This is a genomic window from Anaerobiospirillum sp. NML120449 (assembly GCF_023051105.1).
In the GTDB taxonomy this organism is placed as follows: Bacteria; Pseudomonadota; Gammaproteobacteria; order Enterobacterales; family Succinivibrionaceae; genus Anaerobiospirillum.
Window position 1 is genome coordinate 16,643 of record NZ_JALKIL010000010.1, and the last position, 24,889, is coordinate 41,531.

At 54.3% G+C, this 24,889-nt stretch carries 10 protein-coding genes and 2 tRNA genes; 4 read left to right on the top strand and 8 right to left on the bottom strand.

Going from position 1 to position 24,889, the window contains the following annotated elements; translation table 11 throughout:
- Positions 1-180: 180 nt before the first annotated feature.
- Complete coding sequence (gene dnaE / locus MXE41_RS04465; RefSeq protein ID WP_247099516.1) at positions 181-4,236, bottom strand: DNA polymerase III subunit alpha; 4,056 nt, start codon at positions 4,234-4,236, stop codon at positions 181-183.
- A 238-nt stretch (positions 4,237-4,474) separates the two neighbouring features.
- Here dnaE and MXE41_RS04470 point away from each other — a divergent pair, with 238 nt between their 5' ends.
- A complete protein-coding gene (locus MXE41_RS04470; RefSeq protein ID WP_247099517.1) occupies positions 4,475-5,407 on the top strand; it encodes an alpha/beta hydrolase in 933 nt (310 codons plus the stop codon).
- Between the two features lie 181 nt (positions 5,408-5,588).
- Here MXE41_RS04470 and pgi read toward each other — a convergent pair whose 3' ends face one another.
- The 4 genes from pgi to MXE41_RS04490 form a co-directional block, all read right to left on the bottom strand.
- Positions 5,589-7,238, bottom strand: coding sequence for a glucose-6-phosphate isomerase (gene pgi / locus MXE41_RS04475; protein WP_246976326.1), 1,650 nt, complete (start codon positions 7,236-7,238; stop codon positions 5,589-5,591).
- A 377-nt stretch (positions 7,239-7,615) separates the two neighbouring features.
- On the bottom strand, positions 7,616-9,637 hold the full coding sequence (locus tag MXE41_RS04480) for a UvrD-helicase domain-containing protein (RefSeq protein WP_246976073.1): 2,022 nt from the start codon (positions 9,635-9,637) through the stop codon (positions 7,616-7,618).
- A gap of 209 nt (positions 9,638-9,846) precedes the next feature.
- Positions 9,847-15,258, bottom strand: coding sequence for a hypothetical protein (locus tag MXE41_RS04485; RefSeq protein ID WP_247099518.1), 5,412 nt, complete (start codon positions 15,256-15,258; stop codon positions 9,847-9,849).
- 306 nt (positions 15,259-15,564) lie between these two features.
- On the bottom strand, positions 15,565-16,599 hold the full coding sequence (locus MXE41_RS04490) for a ThiF family adenylyltransferase (RefSeq protein ID WP_247099519.1): 1,035 nt from the start codon (positions 16,597-16,599) through the stop codon (positions 15,565-15,567).
- 47 nt (positions 16,600-16,646) lie between these two features.
- On the opposite strand from MXE41_RS04490, the gene MXE41_RS04495 reads away from it, so the two are divergent.
- From MXE41_RS04495 to MXE41_RS04505, 3 genes are all read left to right on the top strand, one after another.
- Positions 16,647-16,805, top strand: a complete 159-nt coding sequence (locus MXE41_RS04495) for a hypothetical protein (RefSeq protein WP_246976064.1) — start codon at positions 16,647-16,649, stop codon at positions 16,803-16,805.
- 353 nt (positions 16,806-17,158) lie between these two features.
- Positions 17,159-17,235 (top strand) — tRNA-Arg (locus MXE41_RS04500).
- Positions 17,236-17,255: 20 nt separating this feature from the next.
- Positions 17,256-17,340 (top strand) — tRNA-Leu (locus MXE41_RS04505).
- Between the two features lie 542 nt (positions 17,341-17,882).
- Here the strand turns inward: MXE41_RS04505 and MXE41_RS04510 are convergent.
- The 3 genes from MXE41_RS04510 to MXE41_RS04520 all read right to left on the bottom strand — a co-directional run bounded on the left by MXE41_RS04510 (position 17,883) and on the right by MXE41_RS04520 (position 24,786).
- The gene (locus tag MXE41_RS04510) at positions 17,883-18,437 is read right to left on the bottom strand and encodes a flavodoxin (protein ID WP_246976061.1); all 555 of its coding nucleotides are present in this window, start codon (positions 18,435-18,437) and stop codon (positions 17,883-17,885) included.
- A gap of 1,276 nt (positions 18,438-19,713) precedes the next feature.
- Entirely contained in the window at positions 19,714-20,877 is a 1,164-nt protein-coding gene (locus MXE41_RS04515; RefSeq protein WP_246976058.1) for a hypothetical protein, read from the bottom strand.
- 627 nt (positions 20,878-21,504) lie between these two features.
- On the bottom strand, positions 21,505-24,786 hold the full coding sequence (locus MXE41_RS04520; protein ID WP_247099520.1) for an efflux RND transporter permease subunit: 3,282 nt from the start codon (positions 24,784-24,786) through the stop codon (positions 21,505-21,507).
- Positions 24,787-24,889 lie beyond the last annotated feature (103 nt).

Consider the following 24,889-nt stretch of genomic DNA (forward strand, 5'->3'; position numbering starts at 1 on the left):
AAAATCCTCCCATGACCACAGTCAGGGAGGATTTTTTTTGCCTGGCACAGGGCCCGGGCCGCTGGCAGGTACCTGGGCTGGTCCACAGCCCCGGGCCGTAGGCAGGTCCATAGCCATGGGCCGTTGGCAGGCCCAAAGGCCCTGGCCCCGCAGGCCCTGTCCATATGGCCGGGCACGGGGTCAGGCTATCTGGATGGCGTCGACGCCTGCAAGGTCGCGTATGCTTTCGATGAGGTCATCGGTAGGCAGGATGCGATAGTTGTTGTTGAGCAGGCTGATGCGGGTGTTGTCGATAAGCAGGCTCAGGGTGCAGCCCTCATCTACCAGCACCTCATCTTCATTGCGCTCAAAGCGGCGGCCGCGCTGATTTTGCTGCTGAGGCGGGGCAGGAGGCGGTGCCTGGAACGCACCTGGAGTATAGCCCGGCAGAGCTGTTTTCGGGGCCACACCGGCACGCTGCAGGGACGCAATAATCTCACTTACCGGACGGGCATTGCGCAGAATAACCCTGTTGATGAATTCATAATTGTGCTCATAGAAAGCCTGAGGGAGCATGATGGTAATGGCACGGGCCCTGCGGCGTCTGATGAGTTCAATGGTTTCAATCTTACGGGCACGTATTCTTACGCCCTCGGCATCATTGGATACGGCTACCTTGATGATGAGGATAAGCGGAGCCTCGCAGAGCAGACTGGCATCGACATCATTACCGGCGCTCTTAATGCGCATCTCCTGAGCCTGAGCACGTTCATCAAGAATGGCGGTCAGGGTCTCGGCCTGATGGCCGTAGAAAGGCACATTGACCTGAGAGCTGCCATCATCAATGGTCACAATATAGAACTTGCTGCTGTCCTTTTTGGACATGCGGCAGTCGCAGTTGATGACTACGCCGCATACAGTCTCAACGGCTGGGCGGTCATAGCTGCCCGGACGCAGACGTCCCAGCGAGGTGGTGCAGTAGCTGAAAAGCTCCTTTTTGTAAGGATTGATAGGGTGTCCCGACAGATAAAGGCCCAGGATGAGCTTTTCCTGATTAAGAGTGTATTTCTCAGGCCACTCAGGTGCCGGATCAAATTCCGGAGTTTCCTGAACCTCATCCATGGCCATCATGGAGAAGAGATCGGTCTGACCTGAGTCACTGTCCTCACGGGTCTGGACAGCAAACTGAATGGCCTTGTTGATATTGGCAAATTTAAGTGAGCGGCTGCCCTTGAGGCAGTCCAGAGCACCGCTGTAAATCAGGGCCTCAAGACTCTTCTTGTTCAGACGGGCGGTACCGACACGGGATACAAAGTCAAAGAAGTCGGTAAACTTGCCCTCTTCTCTTACCTTTACTATCTGATTTACCAGTTCCTCACCTACGCCCTTGATAGCGCCCAGACCGTAGATAATGGCGCCGTCGATATCAACGGTAAATTCAAAGCGGCCGGCATTAACTGAAGGCGGATTGACCTTGACGTTGACTCGGTGACATTCGGCAATATAGGACACCAGCTTTTCAGTTTTCAGGCTGTCAGCTGTCATCATGGCAGCCAGGAACTCAGCCGGATAGTGGACCTTCATGTACAGGGTCCACCAGGAGACCAGGGCATAGGCTGCAGAATGGGACTTGTTAAATCCGTACTCGGCGAACATTTCCACCTGATCGAAGATCTTCATGGCAATGCCGGTATCCTTGCCCTTTTTGGCTGAGCCCTCAGCAAATACCGAGCGCTGGCTGGCCATTTCAGCAGGGTTTTTCTTACCCATGGCGCGACGCAGAATGTCAGCTCCGCCCAGCGAATAGCCGGCCAGCACCTGGGCAATCTGCATTACCTGCTCCTGATAGACGATAACGCCATATGTGGAGTCCAGAATTGGCTTGAGATCCAGATCCTGGAAGTCAGGGGACGGGTAACTTACCTCTTCTTCACCATGCTTGCGCTTTACAAAGTGGTCCACCATGCCTGATTTGATAGGACCTGGTCGGTACAGAGCCACCAGAGCGATAAGGTCATCAAAGCGGTCAGGACGCATCTGGCCGATAAGCTTGCGCATACCGTCAGATTCGAGCTGGAACACGGCTGTGGTCTCACCCTGCTGGAGCACCTCAAAGGAATCATCGTCATGGAAAGGAATGGCGTGAATATCAACAGGTGGCTTGCCCAGACGCTTCATGCGGGCATTTACCATGTCCACAGCATCCTGAAGAATGGTCAGAGTGGTCAGACCAAGGAAGTCGAACTTCACAAGGCCGGCGTGCTCTACGTCCTTTTTGTCAAACTGGGTAATAGGGTTGCCAAAGGCATCGAGCATCAGCGGGGTAAATTCAGCTGTACGGGTAGGGGAAATAACCACACCTGCAGCGTGCTTGCCGATAGATTTGATCACGCCTTCAAGACGCATGGAGAAGTGAATAAGCTCGATACGGGTCTTGTCATCATTATTGACCGCATCGTTGTACAGCTTGAGAAAATCAGGGGCTACTGATTCAGCCGGATTGCCTTTCTTGTCAAAACCAAGTGCTGCCTGGAAGGAAAGACCTGGGGTATTAGGAAGCATCTTGGCCACATAATCTACCGAGCCGTAGGTCATGCCCAGAGCACGGCCCACGTCCTTGATGGCAGCCTTAGGTGCCATGGTACCGAAGGCAGCAATCTGAGATACGGCGTTTTTGCCGTAGTTTTCCTTTACGTGATCAATGGTCTTTTCACGGTTTCTCTGGCAGAAGTCCACGTCAAAGTCAGGCATGGACACACGCTCAGGATTGAGGAAACGCTCAAAGAGCAGATCAAAGGCCATAGGATCAAAGTCGGTGATCTTCAGGGCATAGGCTACCAGTGATCCACCGCCTGATCCTCGTCCTGGTCCTACAGGCACATTATGATCCTTGGACCACTGGATAAACTCCATCACGATGAGGAAGTAGCCCGGGAAGTCCATGGTGATGATAACGTTGAGCTCGGTCTCAAGACGCTCTTCATAGGCAGGGCGGACCTTTTCCCGCTCTACAGGATCAGGGAAGAGGAACTCAAGGCGCTCCTGCAGACCCTCATAGGACTTCTGGCGCAGACAGTCAGCTGTGGACAGATCGCCTGTTGGATAGCGCGGCAGACGCGGCACGTCCAGCTCCAGCTCGACATTGCAGCGCTCGGCAATCATGCGGGTGTTGATAAGGGCCTCAGGCAGATCATGGAACAGCTGGCGCATCTCATCAGGAGACTTGAGATACTGCTCCTTTGAGTACAGGCGGGCCATTTCCTTGTCACCACGGGTGGTCTTGTTCTGAATGGACACACGGACATCATGGACCTGATAGTCAGACAGACCGTCCTTGCCCGTATCTCTTTCGCTGAACAGGAAGCAGGTATCATTGGTGGCTACAGGCGCGATACCGTACTGGGCGCAGATAGCCAGAGCGGCATTTTCAAAAGAGCTCTCGCCCTCACGGCCGGTACGGATGATCTCAATGCAGAAACGGTCGCCATAGTACTGCTTGTAAAACTCAAGGCGCTTTTGCAGGCGATCGTTCTGACGGTTGGCAATAAAGTGGGCCAGATCGCCCTTAAAGCCGTCGAGAATGATAATGCCTTCGTTGTATTTGGCCAGATCAGCAAGCACAGTAGTAGCGCTGAAAGTACCGGCCTTAGAGCGCAGCCAGGCCTCAGAGAGCAGATCATAAAGATTCTGGCGGCCATTGCGGTCCATGGCCAGAACAGTGATCTTGAAGGTGTATTCACTCTCGCCTGGGCGTGGCTCCTCACGAACAATGAGATCAGCTCCCATAATAGGCTTGATACCGGCGGCACGGCAGGCTGAGTAAAAGCGGATATAGCCGCACACATTGGTAAGGTCGGTAAGGGCAATGGCCGGAATCTTGAGTTTGGCTGCCTGCTTTACAATGGCCCCCACGCTCTCAAGACCATCCATGATGGAATAGTCAGAGTGGACGTGCAGCGGAATGTAATTGAGCTGATTTTCATCATAGGCATAATCAAGACCGCCAATGACCTGGCCATTGGCATCAAGGGCTGTGTCTGCAGAATTGTTGACCCATCCGCAGCTGGCGGCCTCAGCGCCTGATCCAATGCCCGCGCCCGTCAGCGCGCCGGTAGGACTGAGCGCACTCTCATCACCGGCACCGCCTGAGCCTGCAGCAGCCGCAGCGCCACCGGCCAGCGCAGCTGAGGCAGAGGTCTCGGCCGGGGCATGGTGGGCGCCCGAGAGCAATAATGAGAGAGGATGAGTAACAGCCATGTCAGGATCTCCTATGATGACGGCATTGCCTGCAGATTATAGCAATTAATGCCTGCAGGCCTGCAGCGCCGCCTTACGGCCAGCTGTTTGTGCAACCCTCCGCCTTCGCTGGCGGGCCGGCACCGCGCAGGCTGCAGGCGCGCTGCGGCGCGCCCTGCGCCACCTGGGCCGGGCGCGTACCCGGGCTCAGACTGCGGGTTATAATGCCCTGTAACGAGATTTTTTCGGGGACAATACCATGGATGCCAAAACAGTATTACACCAGCAGCGTGGCCATCAGATTCAGCAGACTCTGATTGCCGTAGATGAAATGATTGCTCTGCCCAATGGCCGCCAGCTGGAGCTGATTACAGCTGCCAGCCGCTGCCCTGAGGGCCCGGCCGTCAGACCTGGTACCACGGGACCCGTTTCTCACAGCGGTGCCCCGCGCTCTTGCTGGCTGGTCATAGTGCTGCCCGGTGGCGGCTATGAGTTCTGCTCCTTCCGCGAAGCACGCAATATTGCTCTGCACTTTGCCAATCACGGTATCGACAGCGCCGTGCTCAACTATCAGGTAATGGATGAGGAAGATGCCCTGAGTTCAGGCAAGGGCCTTGGCTATGGTCCTATGACTGAGCTTGCCCATGCTGTTGATGAACTGCGCTCCAATGAACAGCTGGGCTACGGCAACAGTGGCATTGTGCTGTGCGGCTTTTCCGCCGGTGGTCATCTGGCTGCCTCACTGTGCACCCGTTATGACTGTCCGCAGCTGCAGGCGGCCGGCCCATGGCGCTCAAGCCTCAGGCCTGATGGTGCTATCCTGTCCTATGCCGTACAGAGTGCCGTACCTGAGGACAGGGCACGTATGGTTTTCCATTGCCTGACCGGTTCGACCGACCCGCAAAAGTGGCGCGAATTTACTACAGACGACAAGGTCAGACCAGGCACCCCGCCTGCCTTTATCTGGCATACTGCCGATGATGATGTGGTACCGGTGCGCAATGCCCTTAACTATGCTCAGGCCATGTGGCGTTGCGGCAACACAGCCGAGCTGATGGTACTGCCTCATGGTATCCACGGCCTTGCTACCGCTACATCCGATGTCGAGCCGGACAACAGCTTTGCCTATGCCGACGAGCACGCCGCCCTGTGGCTTGCCCATGCAGTAAGCTTCATCAAAAAGTTTGTCTGAGCCCCGGCCCCGACCCAGCCCAGGCGTCGGGCCTCTGGCCTGCCCGGCCCGGACGGCCCTGGCGCCGCCAGGGCGGCGCGGCTGCGGCCATGCGGCTGTCCGGCCGTAAGGCACAAAAAAAAGCCCGGAGGTTTCCCCCCGGGCTTTTTTTGATCTCCGGTTATACCGGAACGATCAGTTCTTACTTGAGCTTCTTGTAGGCGTTGATAAGGCCATTGGTGGAGCTGTCGTGAGAGGTGATAACCTCATTGTTCTCCAGCTCAGGAATGATCTTCATGGCCAGCTGCTTGCCCAGCTCTACACCCCACTGGTCGAAGCTGAAGATGTTCCAGATAGCGCCCTGAACGAAGATCTTGTGCTCGTACATGGCAATGAGCATACCCAGGGTACGTGGGGTAATTTCCTTGACGAGGAAGGAGTTGGTAGGACGGTTGCCTTCAAAGACCTTGAATGGAACGATGTCCTTGACCTCTTCGGCGCTCTTGCCCTTGGCAGCAAATTCCTGCTCAACCTGCTCTCTGGTCTTGCCAAAGGCCAGAGCCTCGGTCTGAGCAAAGAAGTTGGACAGGAGCTTTACGTGGTGATCGCCCAGTGGATTGTGAGTACGGGCAGGGGCAATGAAGTCACATGGAATGACCTTGGTGCCCTGATGGATTAACTGGTAGAAAGCGTGCTGGCCGTTGGTGCCTGGCTCACCCCAGATAACTGGACCGGTCTCATAGTCAACAGGCTTGCCGTCGCGGTCAACATACTTGCCGTTGGACTCCATGTTGCCCTGCTGGAAGTAGGCAGGGAAGCGGTACATGTACTGGTCGTATGGCAGAATGGCCTCGGTGGCGTACTTGTAGAAGTTGTTGTACCAGATGCCAATCAGGGCGATTAATACTGGCAGGTTGGAGCGGAAGTCTGCTTCCTGGAAGTGGCAGTCCATCTCGTAGGCGCCCTTTAAGAGCTGCTCGAAATTGTCATAGCCGCAGGCCAGAGCGATTGGCATACCAATGGCTGACCATGAGGAGTAACGGCCGCCTACCCAGTCCCAGAACTCGAACATGTTGTCGGTATCGATACCGAAGTCGGCAACACCCTTGGCATTGGTGGACAGAGCTACGAAGTGTTTGGCAACGTGGCTGATGTCACCGGCGTGCTTTAAGAACCAGTCACGGGCGGTGTGGGCATTGGTCATGGTCTCCAGAGTGGTAAAGGTCTTGGAGGCAATGAGGAACAGGGTGGTCTCAGGATTTACCTTCTTGAGGGTCTCAGCAATGTGAGTACCGTCAATATTGGATACAAAGTGGGTCTTGAGGTGATTGTGATATGGGGTCAGAGCCTCGGTAATCATGCAAGGGCCGAGGTCGGAGCCGCCGATACCGATATTGACGATATCGGTAATGGTCTTGCCGGTATAGCCTTTCCACTCACCGCCAATAACGCGCTCACAAAAGCCCTTCATCTTGGCCAGAACTTTCTGAACCTCAGGCATTACGTCAGCACCGTCTGACATAACAGGCTTGCCGGAGAAATTACGCAGAGCAGTGTGCAGTACGCTGCGATCTTCAGTGCGGTTGATCTTGTCGCCACGGAACATGGCAGCGATGTCTTCCTTTAAGCCACACTCGTTGGCAAGGTCGATAAGTAAGGACAGGGTCTTCTCATCGATAAGGTTCTTGGAATAGTCAGCTACAATGTCGCCGTTACCTACAGTTAAGGAAAAAGCCTCAAAGCGCTTTGGATCAGCATCAAATAAAGACTTTAAGGTGCGGCCACTGGTCTGGTTGAAGTGCTCGGTGAGGGCTTTCCATGCCTGGGTTGAGGTTGGATTGACGTTCTTCAGCATGACATCTCCTTGTATTGTGTGGTGATGATGACCGGATCATCATTTCAGACCTAATAATAACGCTTTTTTCTACCATCTTAAGCTGTGCTCTCAGAAATAGTTAAACCGCTCACAACATGCACCATTGCAGGATACAGGGTATATCAAAGCGCATAAATATCATGGTCTGTTCGCTGTCATGAGTAAAAGACCGTTCATGACAGCTGCACAACATCATACCTGGCAACATCACATCTGCATTAAAAACAGATAAGGCCCGCTGCTTGAGCCAGCGGGCCTTACAGGTCTGGCCATAAGGTCAGGCCACAAGGCCATGTCCCACAGCCCAGCCATGGCCAGCAAGGCATGGCAGGGCTGTGGGCTCTGCCCCGGGCTCATCCTGACAGGCCGGCCGAGCCCAGCAGTTCCTCAATGGCGCGGTTGAGGCCGTGCTCATTGGTGGCTTTTTCCACCTGCACTTCATTGTTAATAAAGTGCAGGTCGGATTCAGGCATCTCAGAGAGGAAGCGGCTTGGCTCCTGATCGACAAGGCTCGGGCCTGACTTGCGCTGACGGGCCATGACCAGGGTAAGCCTGGTCTGCGCACGGGTTACGCCCACGTAGGCAAGACGGCGCTCTTCTTCAATATTGTTCTCATCGATAGAAGTGCGGTGAGGCAAAATGCCCTCCTCCCAGCCCAGGATGAAGACATTAGGGAACTCAAGGCCCTTGGCAGCATGCAGCGTCATCATATTCACTGCATTCTGCTCTTCTTCATCAGGCTTCTTTTCCATCAGCTCACGCATGCCAAGGCGCTCAATGGCGTCGGCAAAGCTCACCGGATCATCACGCTCACCTTTGACCAGATCCTCAATCCAGCTCATCAGGGTCTGCACATTCTTAAGACGCCACTCAAAGGCAGCCTCAGAGCTGTCAGTACGCAGATACTGCTCGTAATTAATCATCTCAAGCAGTTTCTGACTGACTTCCAGATCCTGGCGGCTGAGCAATTTGTTTCTGATACCTACCAGCAGGCCTAAAAAGCCAATCAGAGCCTCATACTGGGACGGATTGAGCAGATTTTTAATCTCCGTAGAGCAGGCACAGTCCCACAGGCAGCGGTTGAACTTGTGACTGAGCTCAGTCATGACCTTGATGGTCTGAGCTCCAATGCCACGGTGAGGGATATTGATGATACGCAGCAGGGCGGCATCATCACGCGGGTTGGTCAGCAGGCGGCACCATGACATGACGTCCTTGACCTCGGCACGGGAGAAAAATGAGGTATCACCGGTAATGCGGCAGGGAATATGGGAGCTGAGCAGGGCCTTTTCCATATCGCGGGCCTGGGCATTGGAGCGGTAGAGCACGGCATAGTGCGACCAGGAGTTTTTCTGATCAAAGTGCTGGCCCATGATCTCAGAGGCAATGTACTCACAGGCAGCATCGCCATCAGCACAGGTGACCACATTGATCATGTCACCCTCTTTGAGGCCTGAGTACAGTGTCTTTTCAAAGATATGAGGATTGTTGGCAATGATGCTGTTGGCACAGCGCAGAATGCGGGAGGTGGAGCGGTAGTTCTGCTCGAGCTTGATTACCTTGAGCTCAGGGAAGTCCTGAGTGAGCTTCTGAATGTTTTCCGGACGGGCACCGCGCCATGAGTAAATGGACTGATCATCATCACCTACTACGGTAAAGCGCTGGTTTTCGGCCACCAGACACATCAGCAGCACATACTGGGTATGGTTAGTGTCCTGATACTCATCTACCAGAATGTAGCGGAAGCGGTCCTGATAGGCATTACGTATCTCCTCACGCAGCAGCAACAGACGGGTAGGAATGAAGATCAGATCATCAAAATCTACGGCATTACAGGCGCGCAGATAGTCAGTGTATTTCTGATAAATACCCTGAGTAATGCTGTCGACATCGGCTCTTTTGCTCAGGCCCTTGGGAGTGGTGAGCTCGCCTTTCCACATGGAAATGCGATGGCAGATATCCTCAATATAGGTGTGATTGTTAGCATCTTTGAGCATGGGATAGTCATTGGTAATGATCTGCTTGATGATCTTGAAGGTATCGTCATTGTCAAAGATGGAGAAATTGCGGCTCAGGCGCAGCTGCTTTGCCTGCTCCTTGAGAATCATGCGGCCCAGAGAGTGGAAGGTGCTGATGGTCAGCTGTTTGGCCACATCATCAGAAACCTCACGGGCAATACGGTCACGCATTTCCTTGGCCGCCTTGTTGGTAAAGGTCACGGCCAGAATTTCAGAAGGCCTGGCAAGGCTGTTTTTGATGAGATAGTTAATCTTGGTAATGATTACACGGGTTTTGCCCGAGCCGGCGCCGGCCAGAACCAGACAGGGACCATCTGTGTACTCAACGGCTTCCTGTTGTGCAGCATTAAGTTTCATCAAGCCTCCGGGGCAAAGTCAGGGTGTAAGGGAACACGGATAATATCAGCTTTACGAGCACAGTGCCACGTCATAAGCCTCAGGCCCATAACCGTGGCACAGTGCTGCACGGACGGCCCTCAGTACCGCTCTTGCTGCAGCCAAAGAAAAAGGCATTGCTGAGCAATGCCTTTTTCCTGCGCTATGAGAGCACTGCCATGGGCAGTGCTTTAGCCTCCGGCTGAGAAGGTATGAACTGCGCCGGTGCTGTCATGGGCAGTAAAGGTAATCTGGGCCGGGCCTGGCTGCTCCATGGTAATGCTCTGGTGGGTAAGACCCTTAAAGCAGCTGTCCTGCTCAGGGGAGCACCAGGCCATGACCGGAACATTAAACTCACGGGCCAGACGGGCCAGTACCGGAGCCAGGGCTGCAGCTGTTTCATTGTCCATATCGCCTGTGTCAATGAGCAGAGCCGAAGAGCAGCCTGAGGCCTGACAGTGGCTTAATGCCGAGGTAAGTAAAGCTGTTACCGAGGCAGCGTCAGTCTCTTCAGGAAGCTCTACAAAACGGGCTCGATAGCCATTTACCTGGAAGTATGGATCTGACGGGGCAGCACGTACCAGATCATGACTGGAGCTTAAGATGGAGCTCAGCTGCTGCCACTGCTGCATATTGCCAGTGTAGATAAGCGGGCTGAATCTGTTTTCAAACAGCGAGGCCATCACCAGATTGCTCAGATCCTCAGAGTCACAGCTAAGACTGTACAGAGCCGGAATCAGTTCCATACGGGCCAGATTTTCAAGGGACATGATAAGCCCCTGGGTGGCTGCCTGAGCTGCACTGTGTACAGGAGCGTCGCCAATAGCGCCTGCGGCACCACCAGCACCACCGGCGGCCACAGCCGTTTCTGCAACAGCAGCTACAGCCGCAGCTGCCGGGGCAGCAACAGCAGCAGGCGCAGCCTGAACAGGGGCTGCAGTGGCTGCAGCGCCCTGTGCAAGGCCCTGTGGAGCGGCTGCCTGAGCCTGTTTCATCAGGGCGTTCTGCTTTGCAAGAGATAGCACCTGACCTACAGAGGCGGCAAACTGCATGCGGTTGAATATCAGGCACTGATTGACTGTTGGGCAGCCAGAGCGCAGATCAAGGGCCTGAGCCTCAATGCCCAGAGCGCCAAAGGCAGAAAGAAGAGCACTGTGAGCCGGTGCCCAGTTTGGATTATCTGCAGGAATACAGATATAAACAGGGCCACAAAGCACAGTGCGCATGTCACGGCTGGCGCTTAGCTGCTGCAGAGTGGTCAGCACGCTCATTACCTGATAAGGCAGACCTGCTGACATGGCCTTACAGCCAAGGCTCTCAAGAGCCAGAGCATCAAGCTCATTGCTGCAGATAAACAGAGGAGTATCAGCAGCTGTACCGGTGCTCAGAAGCTCCAGGTTCAGGCAGCTCGGAGTGCCCATGTAGCGGCGCTCAGGCTCGCCATTGGTGCAGCCAAAAATGGCTGTGCTGTTGTAGACAACATAGCCGTCATTGCCAAGAGGAATGGTCAGAGCCTGCCAGGTTGAACAAGGAGCACCAGGCACAGCCGGATCCTGAATGGTACAGAAAGGATCAAAGCCGATATTGTGCTGCTCAAATACTGCGTAGCTCATCCCCGACTGAGCCAGGTACTGACACTGATTTAGCATGCTGCGGCAGCGCATCAGATAGGCAGCCCATGGACCGGTCAGAACCGGGGCTGCGGCCACAGGTGTAGCCGCTGCCGGCGCAGCTGCACCAGTCACAGCTGGAGCCGCCGGTACGGCAGCTGGCACTGCAGCTGGCACAGGGGCAGGCTGAATGGCGCTTACCGGAGCCGGAGCTCCCATGGAGGCGCCAAAGACAGCATCAGCTGTGGCCATGAGATTGGAGAATGCATCCTTAGGATCAACAGGGGCTCCACCCATCACGGCACTGACAGTCTCAGCTGCAGCGGCGCCAGCCGGTGCGGCAGGCGCAGCCGGGGCAGCAGGCACGGCCTGAGCAGCCGGGGCTGCTGGGCTGGCAGCCTGGCTGTCCTTTGCGCCAGCCTCCTGGGCCGGAGCGGCCTGAGCAGCTGCAGCCGGGGCTGCAGCAGATGCAGCGGCCGGATCAGCAGCAGGTGTGGCTGCTGGAGCGGTAACGCCTGGAGGATCAATCTCCACTGTCTTAGGGCTTAAGCCGCCCAGAATGTTGCTGCCCAGTATTTCACTGCCAGCCGGAGCAGAGAGAATGTCCTTGCCTGCAGCCTTGCCGGCAGCTGCCGAGTCAGCAGCTGAAGGGCTGCTCAGAGGATTGAAATTCAGACGGCTGCTGGTGTGGCTGTTAAGAGAATCTGCAATATTGCGCAGAGCCTTGCCCAGATCAGCAAGCTCGGTCATGCCGTCAAAGCCCTTGAGATCGCGCTTGTCAGTAAGCTCAGGCAGCTCGATATCGCCACTTAAGGTATCAACCCTGGAGGTAGCTTTGGAGTTCTCCTCAAGAGGATTGATTTTGACAATCTCAGGCTCTTCCTGAGTAAAGAAATCCGGACGGACACGGCGAGGGCTGCCACTGCCGCCAAAGGCATCAGGACTGTCAAAGAGACTGGAGTAAGGCATGTGGCCTGCTGAGGCAGGACTGTTCTCATCTACCAGTTTGAAGCCTGTATCCTTTGAAGTACGTGTGCCTGCAGATGCACCTGCACCGGCAGCACCGGCACTGCCAGCAGCATCAGTTGCCGGGCCGGCATCGGCCTTGTCCTTGCCTGAGGCCAGGGTGCTCAGAATGCTAAGAGCAGACTGGCCATCAGAGGCGCTGCCGCTGCCGGCAGCCTGGTTGCCCAGGTCAGATGAGTTGAATGATGACAGGTCAACTGAAGTCGGGCCACCCAGGGATCCAATTAGGATATCGTCCTGATCCTCATGGGAGGTCATCTTAGGCTGGGCGCTTGGCAGATCGCTGAAGTTGATGGAGCCTGTGGCCGGAGTAGCGGCGGCACCTGAACCTGCAGCTGTATTCTGGTTCTCGGCTGAGCGGTCACTGCCCGGGCGGCTCTTGAAAGAAAAGTCGATGGCAGAAATACGTACTGAGTGATTGGTCTCAGTATTATCGTGATTAATCTTGCGGGTAATGCGACCGTAGTTGTCGGTCATTACGCGGCCGGCTGCGTCACTTAAGATGGTCTTGCTCTGCTTGGCGCCTGATGACATCAGGGCAGTAAGCGGAGTAGTGGACTTGTGCTGCAGCGGCTGAGCGGTCAGGGTGCCCGGTGGCGGAGTTACAGTGCCATGGGAAATCACGGTGGTGATATTACCGCTGCCGCCAGGGCATGGAGCATTACGAGACGGCTGGTTGCCCATAATAAGGGTACTTACCTGGCTCTTGTCTCTGTAGGCGCGCAGAGCACGGTCATACTGGCTGCCCTGAGCCATGTCCGCTGCCAGAATTGAGCCGCCATTTTGCTGCACATGGTCAGCAGGAAGTGGCGGGGTAGCAGAAATAATTTCATCAAGGCCTGAGCGTACCTCATCCTGGCTCTTGCCCTTGAAGTCATAGGCAAAGCCGTTGATCAGGGTAGACGGAGCCTTAGGGTTGAGCAGAGGATAGTCGCTTTCGGCACTTACGGCAGGGCCGGTGTGCTCAATGATGTTGGTGTGCTCGGTGCTTGGAGGAATATTGCCAGACAGTGCGCTGCCACCGGCATGACCTGCAGCTGCACCACCAGCTGCGCCACCAGCGGCCGGACCGCCCGGGCCTGCCTGCATCTGCTCACGCTGACGCATCTGACGGGCAAGGAAAGAAGGCACAATAGGAGCCTTTTTGCCAGGCTCAGAGACAAAGATATTGGTGTGAACTTCACCATCATCGCTGCTTACCGGAGCAGCTGGTGAGTCACCTTCATTGTCATTGCCGTAAATCTCACGGGTGCGACGCTCAATCTCATCGCGGTCAGCAATATAAGGTGAAGGTATGAGACGGCCTTCCTCGTCACTGTCATTTTCCATGCGGCCATTACGACGGGCAGCTGCCTTTACGCCTGGGGTGATGTAGGCAGGTGCATCGTCTGAACGGCTGTCACGGGACTGGCTGCGGCCAGGAGAGCTGTTGCGCTCGGGCTCATCGCCATAGAAAGCAGGACGAATGCTCTGAGCTGCAATAAAGGCAGGATCAGAGAAAGGATCGCCAAAAGGTGATGGCTGCACGCCTGTGCCCGGTGGCTGATTAAAGCCAGGGCCACTGCCAAATGCGCTGCCAGGGCCACTGCCAAAGGCACTGCCAGGAGCACTGCCATTGCCATTGCCAAAGCCATTATTCTGACCGGCGGAATTCATGCTGTCAGTGTTAAATCCAGGAGCGCTGTGGCTGGCGCCCTGATGACTGTCAGGGGCGTGCAGAGGGTGAACTGCAGGTGGTGGCTTGATGGAAGCCATATTCTGAACGCCGGTCAGGGCATTTTGCACGGCCGAAATCATATCCTGGCGCATTCCGCCCGGAGCCATGCCACCCTGACCCATACCGGCAGGTGCCATGCCTGCCTGGCCAAAGGCCGGCTGCCCCATGGAGCCGCCAGGTGCCATGACGCCAGGGCCCATGCCAGGCTGGCCCATAGCGCCAGGGGCCATGCCTGGAGGATTCATTCCTTGCTGCCCAATGCCCTGATACATATTCTGATCAGAGATAAGGCCCTGCATGTTCTGATTGCTGTTCTGAGACATCATGCCCTGGTGCATGCCCATGTCAGGAACCATGCCCTGAGCCTGTGAGCCCATGGAGCCAAAGCCAGGCATGCCCTGTGACACTGGCTGGGATGACATGCCCTGAGGCATACCCATGCCCGGCTGTTGCATCATGCCCTGATTGTCTGGCTGGCCAAAAGGATTAAAGGCGCCCTGGGAAGCCATGTCATTTTGCATGGACTGACGGGCAAAAGGAGGCAGGCCACTGCTGTCGATACCGGCAGAGGAGCTGAAAAAGTCAGGCTGGCCTTCCATGCCCGGTAAACTGCCCGGTGCTGCGCCCACAGGCTGACCAGGCATGCCCATGGACTGACCCTGCATGCCCTGACGGGCACCCATGTCGGCCCCCGGCATGCCCTGCATATTGCCCGGCATATGGCCTGGCATGCCAGCAGCGCCAAAGGCGTCCTGAGGCATGCCGCCCATGCCACTGCCCATGCCGCTGTTCATGCTGCCCATGGCGCTGCCCATGGTGCCGCCCATGCCGCCATTCATGCTGCCATGGCCATTAAAGCCGTTACGCTCGGCATTGCGTGATGAAGCAAACTGCTGCTCGGCCATAAGAACCTCAGGAGGCAGCTCAATTGCCACCTGGCGTGGAGGGCCGGGATTTCTTGATTTCTGCTGGGCAAAGCCCTGAGCTCCCTCAAGATTATCAAGGGGAGCAATATTGAGAGGATCAATACTCATGGAGCTCAGAGGGTTGCTCAGAGGTGGCAGTGAGCTGTTCCATGGAGCAGCACCTGGCTGGCCATTGTTGCGGGTGGCGCGCAGCTGGGCAATCTGATCGGGAGTGGCGCTCAAAGAGGTAATGCCGGCAAAGTCAGCCTCGGAAATGGAGTTGATATCCTCCATGGATTCTGCGGAAAGCTCTTTGTCAGAGGGATTCTTATGTGGCTTGGCCATAACCATTTCCTTCGTGTGATAAACCGGTATTGTGCTCCGGAGCTCTGCTTATATATGTGCATACAGCAGCAGGGCCGTGTCTTTGAGGACGGGAAAAATATGTATCAGTCGGGTCACAGATATTGCTGATACCGCCATGTGCCGGCTGTTAATGCCTGGAAAAACAGGCGCAGATAACAGCCGTATGTCCTGAGGCCGGCAGCTGGTGCTGCCCGCCTCAGGACATACTTTCAGGGCCGTGCCCATTAATAATGACAGGCCCGCGCAGGGCCACGGTACATGATTTTTCCTGATGCCTGCACAAAGCTACTGTGAGATTCTGGTACCCACAATCCATCTTATTATAACGGATGCCAGCAGTAATCCAGCTGTAGCAGTAACAGTGTTGGATGCACCAAATCCCGGAAGTTTAGGCGGATTGACAATGCCCCATGCCTCCGGGGAGACATCAGTATTCATGCGATCAGCCGCGCGCATCGGCTTTTCATCTGAAAATGAGCACAGAATATTGAATCGCTCATCAGCTTTCTTATGTATACGGCGGTTCTTTTGCGGAGTGCGCGGCTGGGCGTTTTCATCAAGGCCCTTAGGATAGCCATAATTGCGGCGCAGCTCGGTACGCAGACGCTTGATAAGCTGGTCACCACGGGCCTCGGTGATATCGGCAATGCGTACGCGTGACGGATCAATACGGCCTCCGGCACCGCCTGATGAGACTACAGGAATACGGGCGCGGTGCAGATAGTCTACGGTGCTGGCCTTGGCAAAGAGGTCATCAATGGCCTCGGCTACAAAGATATTAGGAGGCAGCTCAGGGGTAATGGCATCAGCTGCATCAACAGCACCGGTGCACTGGCGGTATTTGTTGGCAGCCAGTACGTGAGGATCAGGCAGATCTCTTAGCTCAGGGCGTGGCAGGTTCTTTAATACCTCAGGGGCAACTCTGACAGCCTCGGCAATCACATCTCCTACATTATGGCGGTTAATGAGGACCTGCATGACCTTGAGCTTGAGATAAGGATTGATATCGGTCAGACGACGGCCCAGAGTTTCAGACTTGCCCTGGCCAATGGTGGAGCTCAGGGTATGCAGCTGGCGGTTGGAGTTGGACAGCTCAATATTGTCAAAGTCGATAAGGGTAATGGAGCCTACACCGGTACGGGTAAGGGACTCGGCTATCCAGGAACCTACACCTCCATTGCCTATCACGACTACATGTGAGTTCTGCAGACGGAAGAAACCTTCATAGCCGTAAAGGGCACATACGCCCTTGAATCGCTCGAGCTGTTCCTGTTGAACATCAGGGGAGAGCTTAAGAAAGTCAGAGGAAAGGTTGGTCATTATTTGTACTCAAATTACTTCGGGAAAAATCTGTTCGGGAGTTTTCGTTGGACAAAAATGAGCTGTCGCATACGGCTCCATCTTATTTCCATCAGGAAATCGGACTTTTGATGGAAAGTTTCACCAAAATAGTGCAAAAAATCTTCTTTTGCTTTCAGGCGGCGGTGACCATCAGAGGCAGTCCGGATGATTTTTCCGATAAATAAAGGAAAACATCATAATTTAGCCCGACAATTATGGCACTAAAAACAAACTTTCTGACCGCGATCGTCAGCAAACGTTAATTTTTATTAAAATGACGCCCCTATGCGGGCTGTTGTGAAGAAAAGAGGCATATAAATCAGCTTTTTCCCGGTGGTTTTCCTGAAAAAACACTGCCTGTTGAGTGGGAGTGTTAAGGGTATGCTCAGAAAATTTTAAATTTTTTTTGATCAGCGCTTGCCAAGGTCATTAATTAACAGTATTATATGCGCACACCAAGGGACGGTGACCTCCCTGAAAAAGCTGCAAAGCTTAATCTGAACAGTCACAAAGCTTGATAACAGCTCGATAGACGCATGACCCCGTAGCTCAGTTGGATAGAGTATCAGTTTCCGAAGCTGACGGTCATGAGTTCGAATCTCATCGGGGTCACCATCAAGCAGAAAAACTTAAATGCGAAAGTGGCGGAATTGGTAGACGCGCTAGCTTCAGGTGTTAGTACCGCGAGGTGTGAGGGTTCGAGTCCCTCCTTTCGCACCATTTAAGATAAAACAGCCATCGTAAGATGGTTTTTTTATTTCTGCATGATGTATCTAGTCAGAATTGAAAACATACCGCTAAATTCGATAGATATCAGCTTTGTCATAGCCCCTGCATCCCCAGATCACCAAAATTTCCCCCAACATACCTAATCCCATCCCATCCCATCCCTATCCCATCCCCATCTCTAACCTCATCTACAAATGCAAGCCCTCATAATCTGAACCTGGCATCACCGGACATCTCCGCCCCCTGGACTGCGTCCTGGGCCCAGCTCGAGTCGTCGTCCGCCTGGACACAGGCAGGGCCGTGCCGGGCACGGTCAGCGCCTGGGCGCCTGGGCGACGGGGACCGTGGTCTGCACAAAGGTGCATGGTGTGCAGCCTGGTCAGCTATCTGCAGATCAGGGCAGGGTCTTGCTGATCTGTATATGGTCTGCGGACGGTTGCTTTGCTGCAGGTAAAAAAAATGCCCCCTTAAGATCGCGTCTTAAGGGGGCTTTGGCATTTTGACGGGGCTCTGGAATTATCCTGAGATAATTACTACAGGCCGAAAGCCGGACGAATCAGCTTGCACCACTCTCTGATGCGCTCGTCGGTGAGCTCAGGCTGATTGTCCTCGTCAATGGCCAGACCTACGAAGTTGTCGTGGTTGAATAATGGCAGCGGGCTGGTGAAATCGTAGCCGCTGGTTGGCCAGAAGCCTACAAACTTGGCATCACGGAACTGGAAGGTCTCGTAGAGCATACCCATACCGTCAAGGAAGGTGTCAGGGTAGGCAATCTGATCGCCTGTACCGAAGAGAGCAACAATCTTGCCTGCAAACTTCATGTTTTCCAGCTGTGGCATGAATGCGTCCCAGTCTTCCTGAAGCTCACCAATGCTCCATGTGGAGGTACCGATGATGAGGTAGTCATACTGATCCATCATTGCACCATCGCTGTTGATATTGTGCAGATCAACATACTCTTCACCAAGCTCCTGTGCAATGCGCTTGGCAACGTTGCCGGTGGTGCCAGTGTAGGTTCCGTAGAATAAACCTATTTTCTTCATACCAAAATTGCCTTCAATAACAGAGCCATCGATCAGACTGGTCATTCATCAGCACTGCAGTGCCGGTGAACTGGATTTTCCGGGGCCGTTTTTATCATGCCTCCGTGGGATCTGAGGTCAGTGGTCTTGTAACACAGCATAACTTCAGCTCTGCGCTCCTTACGCAGAGGTTCCCGTCAGGAAAAGATCCAGATTAGCTTAAGACGGCTAAACAATTAATAAGTCTGCACACTGCAGACTCAGCCATGGCTGCTGCCTGCCTGTCTGGCAGGGGCAGCCCTCTGGACTGCCTTCTTTCAGGTATATGAAAGGAGGTCAAATTAATTAGAGCAGGGCGCGCTGAATCACTCAGGCGCTTAACAGTCCGGCAATGAGAGGGTGCAGCTCATACCCTTTACGGGTGGCGCGGTCCATGAAAGCAGGACAAGTCAATCTATGGTGCTCAATACATCCGGGCATAGTCATCAGAACCATCAGACTTAATGGCAGAGTTGTTCTTTTCTGTTTAAGCCCGACAGCTAAATGCTGTTGTCAGCTCTTTTGAGCCCTCAAAGTGCATGCTGATGCCGGATGTTATGCCCAACCCTTCTTGAGTCAAAGGTCGTTGCCTCATTACCATGAGACTTAGGGCAGGTGGGGGGAAATCATTGACCGGAAATATTCAGGTTTTATGTTTTCCATCTGCAGATGACCGACAAAAAAGCCGGAACAGCGCAGAAATCTCTGTTACCAGGCGTACTTCAACAGTACGTTTGACAAGATACAATTGTACGAAAAATCAATCACTGGTCAGAGAGCTGCAAATGATTATCAGGTTTCCGTGGGCGGATTACCTGTATCTGCAGGGCATGGACAGGCCGTTTTTCAGCGCTTTTTCTCTGGCTGGCACAGCCTTAAACAGCATGTTTTCAGCTGTGTGCAGCGGCTGTTGAGCTTTGGGATTATATCAGCTCACAGTACTTTCTGATCTGAAAATTGCCTGTAATGAAATTCGTGGACCTGGCTTTTTTTTGCAGTCTTTTGCATAGATACATGTAAGTGTATGCAGACACAGCCATTCCCTGACTGGCGCGCCCATCGGGCTGTTGCCCAGACGCTGGTGCAAAGGCCTGGACCAGACCGGGGTCATGGTGCCCAGACTGGCAGGCCGGTGGGCCCCGTCGGAGACCGGGCATCCGACGGGGCCCGGCAGGAGCACAGGCCGGCGCACAGGCCGGGGTGGCTACATACAAAATGAGCGCCTTGCGGCGCTCAGATTGGCCGGTGCCCGATCCGGGGTCCGATGGATCGGGAGACCTGATGATTTTGCTGTTGCCTTCACTTAGTTGGAGTTGACTATGGCGATGGCTGTGGTCAGTACGTCAGTGAGGAATGGGCCCTGAGCGAATGGACCGGTGGTGATAACTTCACGCAGCAGCTGTACGTCCTCGCCACGGTCGCCACCCTCAAAGCGCACTGGCAGTACAAGGCCAAGGGAGTGAACATACAGGGCATCCTTGAAAGAGGCCTCTGGCATCTTTCTGCGGGCGCGGTACAGAGCAAGAGCGATGTCGTAGACATCCTGCTGGGTAACACCGAAGTGACGGTTGTCAAAGGCTTCAAGAGCCTGACGGCGTGAGAGGGCCATAACCTTGATCATTTCACGACCCAGCTGAACATTCTTGAGGTCCATGTTGAGCAGCAGCTTGCGCTCGATGAGCTCTTCGGCCCACTTTGCAGACATGGCCAGCAGAACTACGTCAGAGTCGGTGGCAAAAATCTGGTATTCCTTACGCAGCTCCAGAGGGCCGGTAATAAATGAGCCCGGGGCCATCTGAACAAAGTCATCAACCAGCTCACCAGTGTGGAAGTAAGGCTCAATGGTATCAGGCTCCATCTCAACCTTCCTGAGGCTCTCGTTGAAGGTCATGCGGCTCAGACCGCCATTGCCATCGCTGAAGTCAGAAGGACGGCGCAGATCTTCTTCAGCATACTGACCCCGCAGAGCGTTGTTGAGCAGAGTGATATCGGCAAACTTTGGAGTCCTGGTGTAGGTAGGGAGTACTACGCCATACAGTTCGCACAGGATACCGTCACGCAGGTTGATGTCGTGATCCTTGTTGCGGGAGCTCCAGATAGTGGTAGCTACCAGGTGGGCATAGTAACGGCTGCTGTAGACACGGGCATCAGTCATGCGCAGCAGAATGTGGGAGCTTGGACTGATGAGCAGGTAGCAGTCGATCTCGCCGGTCTCATCTATGTGAATCTGCAAAGCTCTCTTTGGCAGATAGCCCTCAGCTACCCAGCGCTCGGCCAGTACTGGACGGGCAGCCAGAATATCCCAGCGGCCATCCTCGCTTACGTAGAAAGCAAATTGCTCACCGCGATCGCGATCAACACCGATCTTGATACCGTCTGGCAGAATCTCGCCTACAGGCAGGATGCTTGGAGAGGTATCGTCCATGTCGATGACAAATAAACTTTCGTTAACACTTAAGCCGGCCATTGATAACTCCTGTACCCGTAACAGACGCTGCAGTTCCCGCATATGTGTTCGCAGGTGCGCTGTCCAGGTGATGTAAGAAACATTGTTGCTGTTAAGCATAACCCACTGAAGCAGCCTTGCAGTGACAATCTTTGTCATACAACAACATGTCGCAATCGTATAAACAGACCCTGTATTGGTGTCTGTCTGTATCAGGCACTGCCCTCGCGGGCCGTCACTTCGGGAACGTCAGGCACCATGCTTACAAGTAATGCCTGCCTGCTACGTTAGCAGCAACAGCCGGTATACAGCGCTTATGTAAGTTAAAGGGCCAGTCAGGTGCACGCGCCATATTTTTGGGGCTCCCCTGTGGTGCGCTTACTACGTTTGAACCCACAGCACGCCAGGGCAGTGCCACGGGCCAAGCGACAGCACGACGGCAGCCAGCAGCTCCGCGCAGGCCCTGCGCAGGTGGCCAGCCTGGCATGCGGGCTGGCGGGCGGCCCGCTGGCTGTCAGGCGGCCCGCTGGCTGTCAGACTGGCAGGCGGCTGGGGATTTTGGGGATAAAAAAAGCGCAGCCGGAGCTGCGCTTGAGTTACATGAGTCAGGGACCAAGTGCCTGTCCCTGATTATCAGGTATCTTGTGATTACTGAGGTGGGAGACCCTTCTTTGCCTCAAGTGCGCGCTGCTGGCGCTCCCTGATGCGGATTTCCTCTGCCTCGGCCATCTTCTTCTTCTGATCGGCCGGGATGTACTTGGTGAAGTAACGCATTACCAGCACGAAGAATACAGGCACGAAGAAAATAGCCAGAATGGTAGCTGACAGCATGCCGCCGATTACGCAGATACCAATTTCATTTCGACCTGCAGCACCGGCACCGGAGGAAGCTGCCAGTGGCAGAACACCCAGCACGAAAGCGGCGGAGGTCATGAGAATTGGGCGCAGACGGATACGTGCAGCCTCAATAACGGCATCTGACAGACGGGAACCCTTGTCGTAAAGCTCCTTGGCGAACTCTACGATCAGAATGGCGTTCTTGGCTGACAGACCTACTGTCGTGAGCAGACCTACCTGGAAGTACACGTCATTGGACAGTACTGTCTGTACCGGCAGGTACTGAGTAATGAGAGCGGCCAGCACGGCACCGATAATGCCCAGAGGCACAACCAGCATTACCGCAAAAGGAATGGACCAGGACTCATACAGAGCAGCCAGTGACAGGAATACGATCAGCAGGGATACAGCATAGAGCAGTGGAGCCTGAGAACCGGACAGACGCTCCTGGAAGGAGGTACCGGCCCAGGAAATACCGTAGCCGGCTGGCAGGATTTCCCTGGCAATGCGCTCCATTTCAGCCATGGCCTCACCTGAGGATACGCCAGGAGCTGGAGCACCCTGGATGTTCATGGCGCCTACACCGTTGAAACGCTCAAGACGTGGTGAACCGTAATCCCATGAGGTGGTGATAAATGCAGAGCAAGGTACCATCTGACCCTGGTTGTTACGTACATACCACTTGTTGAGGTCAAGCTCGTTCATACGGGCATCGGCCTCGGCCTGCAGGAACACCTTCTTTACTCGGGATCTCTCCATGAAGTTGTCGACATAGGCAGAACCCCATGCAGTAGACAGAGTAGTGTTGATGTCGTTTACGGACAGACCCAGAGCCAGGGCCTTTTCATAGTCGATGCTCAGCTTGAACTGAGGAGTATCGTCCTGACCGTTGGCACGTACCTGCATCAGCAGCTTGGACTGCTGGGCAGCGTAGATATATTCCTGACGCATCTTTGTCAGAGCTTCGTGACCGGCACCGCCGTTATCCTGCAGGTAGAGGTCGAAGCCGGAAGCTACGCCCAGCTCAGGAATGGCTGGCAGGTTGAAGGCAAAGGCAAGACCCTCACGAATGCCCATTAAAGGCATGTAGGAGCGCTGAACAATGGCGTCAGCATGCTGATCTGAACGCTGTCTTAAGGACCAGTCGTGCAGCTTGATGAATGCCATGCCGGCGTTCTGGCCGGAACCGGAGAAAGAGAAGCCGGTAATAGCCATGATGGATTCGATATTCTCGGACTCGGCTGCGTTGAAGTAGGCAATCATCTTGTTCAGAGTGCCGGTTGTCTTCTCTACAGTAGAGCCGGCAGGCAGGTTAACCATGGCCATCAGCACACCCTGATCTTCGTTTGGCAGGAAAGATGAAGGAATGCGCAGGAAACAGAAAACCAGAGCGCCACAGATGATCAGGTAGGCTACAACCTGACGCTTGAGCTGGTGAACTACCTTGCTTACGTGCTTCTGATAGGAGTGGGTAAAGGTATCAAAAGCGCGGTTGAACCACTCAAAGAACTTTTCTACAGGCTTTAAAAGGGGCTGAGTGAGCGCATGGGTCTTTGCCAGCAGCTTGTTGTCAGGAACAGCTTCACGCTCTTCCTTGGACTGCAGCATGGTGGCACAAAGAGCAGGGGTCAGAATCAGAGCTACCAGTACGGACAGCACCATGGAAGATACGATAGTGATGGAGAACTGGCGGTAAATAACACCGGTAGAGCCACCGAAGAAAGCCATAGGAATAAATACGGCTGACAGCACCAGGGCGATACCGATAAGAGCACCGGTAATCTGATCCATGGACTTGATGGTGGCATGACGGGCAGGAAGATTTTCCTCCTCCATGATACGTTCTACGTTTTCTACCACCACAATGGCGTCGTCAACGAGCAGACCGATGGCCAGTACGATACCGAACATGGTCAGTGTATTTATGGAGAAGCCCAGTACGGCCATGATGGCAAAGGTGCCCAGCAGTACTACAGGAACGGTAATGGACGGAATTAAGGTAGCGCGGAAGTTCTGCAGGAAGAGGTACATGATGAGTACCACCAGAACCACTGCTTCAATCAGAGTATGAAATACTTCAGTAATGGATACCTTAATGAACTCGGTAGTGTCGTAAGGGTAATGAAGCTGAATCCAGTCAGGGAAGTACTCGGAGAGTTCAACCATCAGAGCCTTAACGCGGGTGGCAGTATCCAGAGCGTTGGCACCGGCAGCCAGACGGATAGCAATACCTGTGGATACCTGACCATTGTAGGTAGCCTTAATCTGGTAGCTTTCAGAACCCAGCTCAATGCGGGCTACGTCCTTGAGGCGAACCATGGTGCCGTCGGTGTTAACGCGCAGCAGGATGTTTTCAAACTGCTTGACGCTCTCAAGACGCTTCTGACCGGTGATGGTGTAGGAGTACTGCTGGCCAGGAACAGCTGGGGTACCACCGAGGGAACCATAGGTTACCTGGGCGTTCTGCTGTTTGATGGCATTGCTTACTTCAGCTACTGTAACAGCCAGATTGTTGAGCTTTTCAGGGTCCAGCCAGATACGCATGGAGAACTCGGAGCCGAACACCTGCAGATCACCTACACCCTGTACACGGGCCAGAGGCTCGCGGATATTGGCGTAAATATAGTCAGCAAGGTCGGTACTGGTGTGCTCGGCATCTTTGGTGCTAAGACCCACAACCATAAGGAAGGCGTCTGTGGACTTGGATACATTCACACCGTTTTGCTGTACTACAGAAGGCAGCTGAGACTGAGTCTGCTGGAGTTTGTTCTGTACCTGAACCTGAGCAATATCAGCATCGGTACCTGGCTCAAAGGTAATGGTAATGGAGGAATTACCATAAGAGTCAGAAGATGCTGACATGTACATGTAGCCATCCAGGCCTGTCATGTTCTGCTCAATTACCTGGGTAACCGAACGCTCTACAGTGCTGGCGTCAGCACCTGGGTAGGAAGCGCGGATGGATACGGCAGGCGGAGCAATAGTTGGATATTGTGATACCGGCAGAGTAAATACGGATACGAGACCGGCCAGCATGATCACAATAGCAATAACCCACGCAAAGATTGGGCGATTGATAAAGAAACGTGCCATAAAGATTATGTTCTCCCAGATCTGCAGGTCATGTGGCTTATGGCCACGGCTGCATCAGCTGATGTCGCCCCCTTCAGATCTGAATGTATTGTCCAGTACGTGC

Coding starts and splice junctions, on each gene's coding strand:
- dnaE (WP_247099516.1), bottom strand. CDS start 4,236: ATGGCTGTTACTCATCCTCTCTCATTATTGCTCTCGGGCGCCCACCAT.
- MXE41_RS04470 (WP_247099517.1), top strand. CDS start 4,475: ATGGATGCCAAAACAGTATTACACCAGCAGCGTGGCCATCAGATTCAG.
- MXE41_RS04480 (WP_246976073.1), bottom strand. CDS start 9,637: ATGAAACTTAATGCTGCACAACAGGAAGCCGTTGAGTACACAGATGGT.
- MXE41_RS04485 (WP_247099518.1), bottom strand. CDS start 15,258: ATGGCCAAGCCACATAAGAATCCCTCTGACAAAGAGCTTTCCGCAGAA.
- MXE41_RS04490 (WP_247099519.1), bottom strand. CDS start 16,599: ATGACCAACCTTTCCTCTGACTTTCTTAAGCTCTCCCCTGATGTTCAA.
- MXE41_RS04510 (WP_246976061.1), bottom strand. CDS start 18,437: ATGACCAGTCTGATCGATGGCTCTGTTATTGAAGGCAATTTTGGTATG.
- MXE41_RS04515 (WP_246976058.1), bottom strand. CDS start 20,877: ATGGCCGGCTTAAGTGTTAACGAAAGTTTATTTGTCATCGACATGGAC.
- MXE41_RS04520 (WP_247099520.1), bottom strand. CDS start 24,786: ATGGCACGTTTCTTTATCAATCGCCCAATCTTTGCGTGGGTTATTGCT.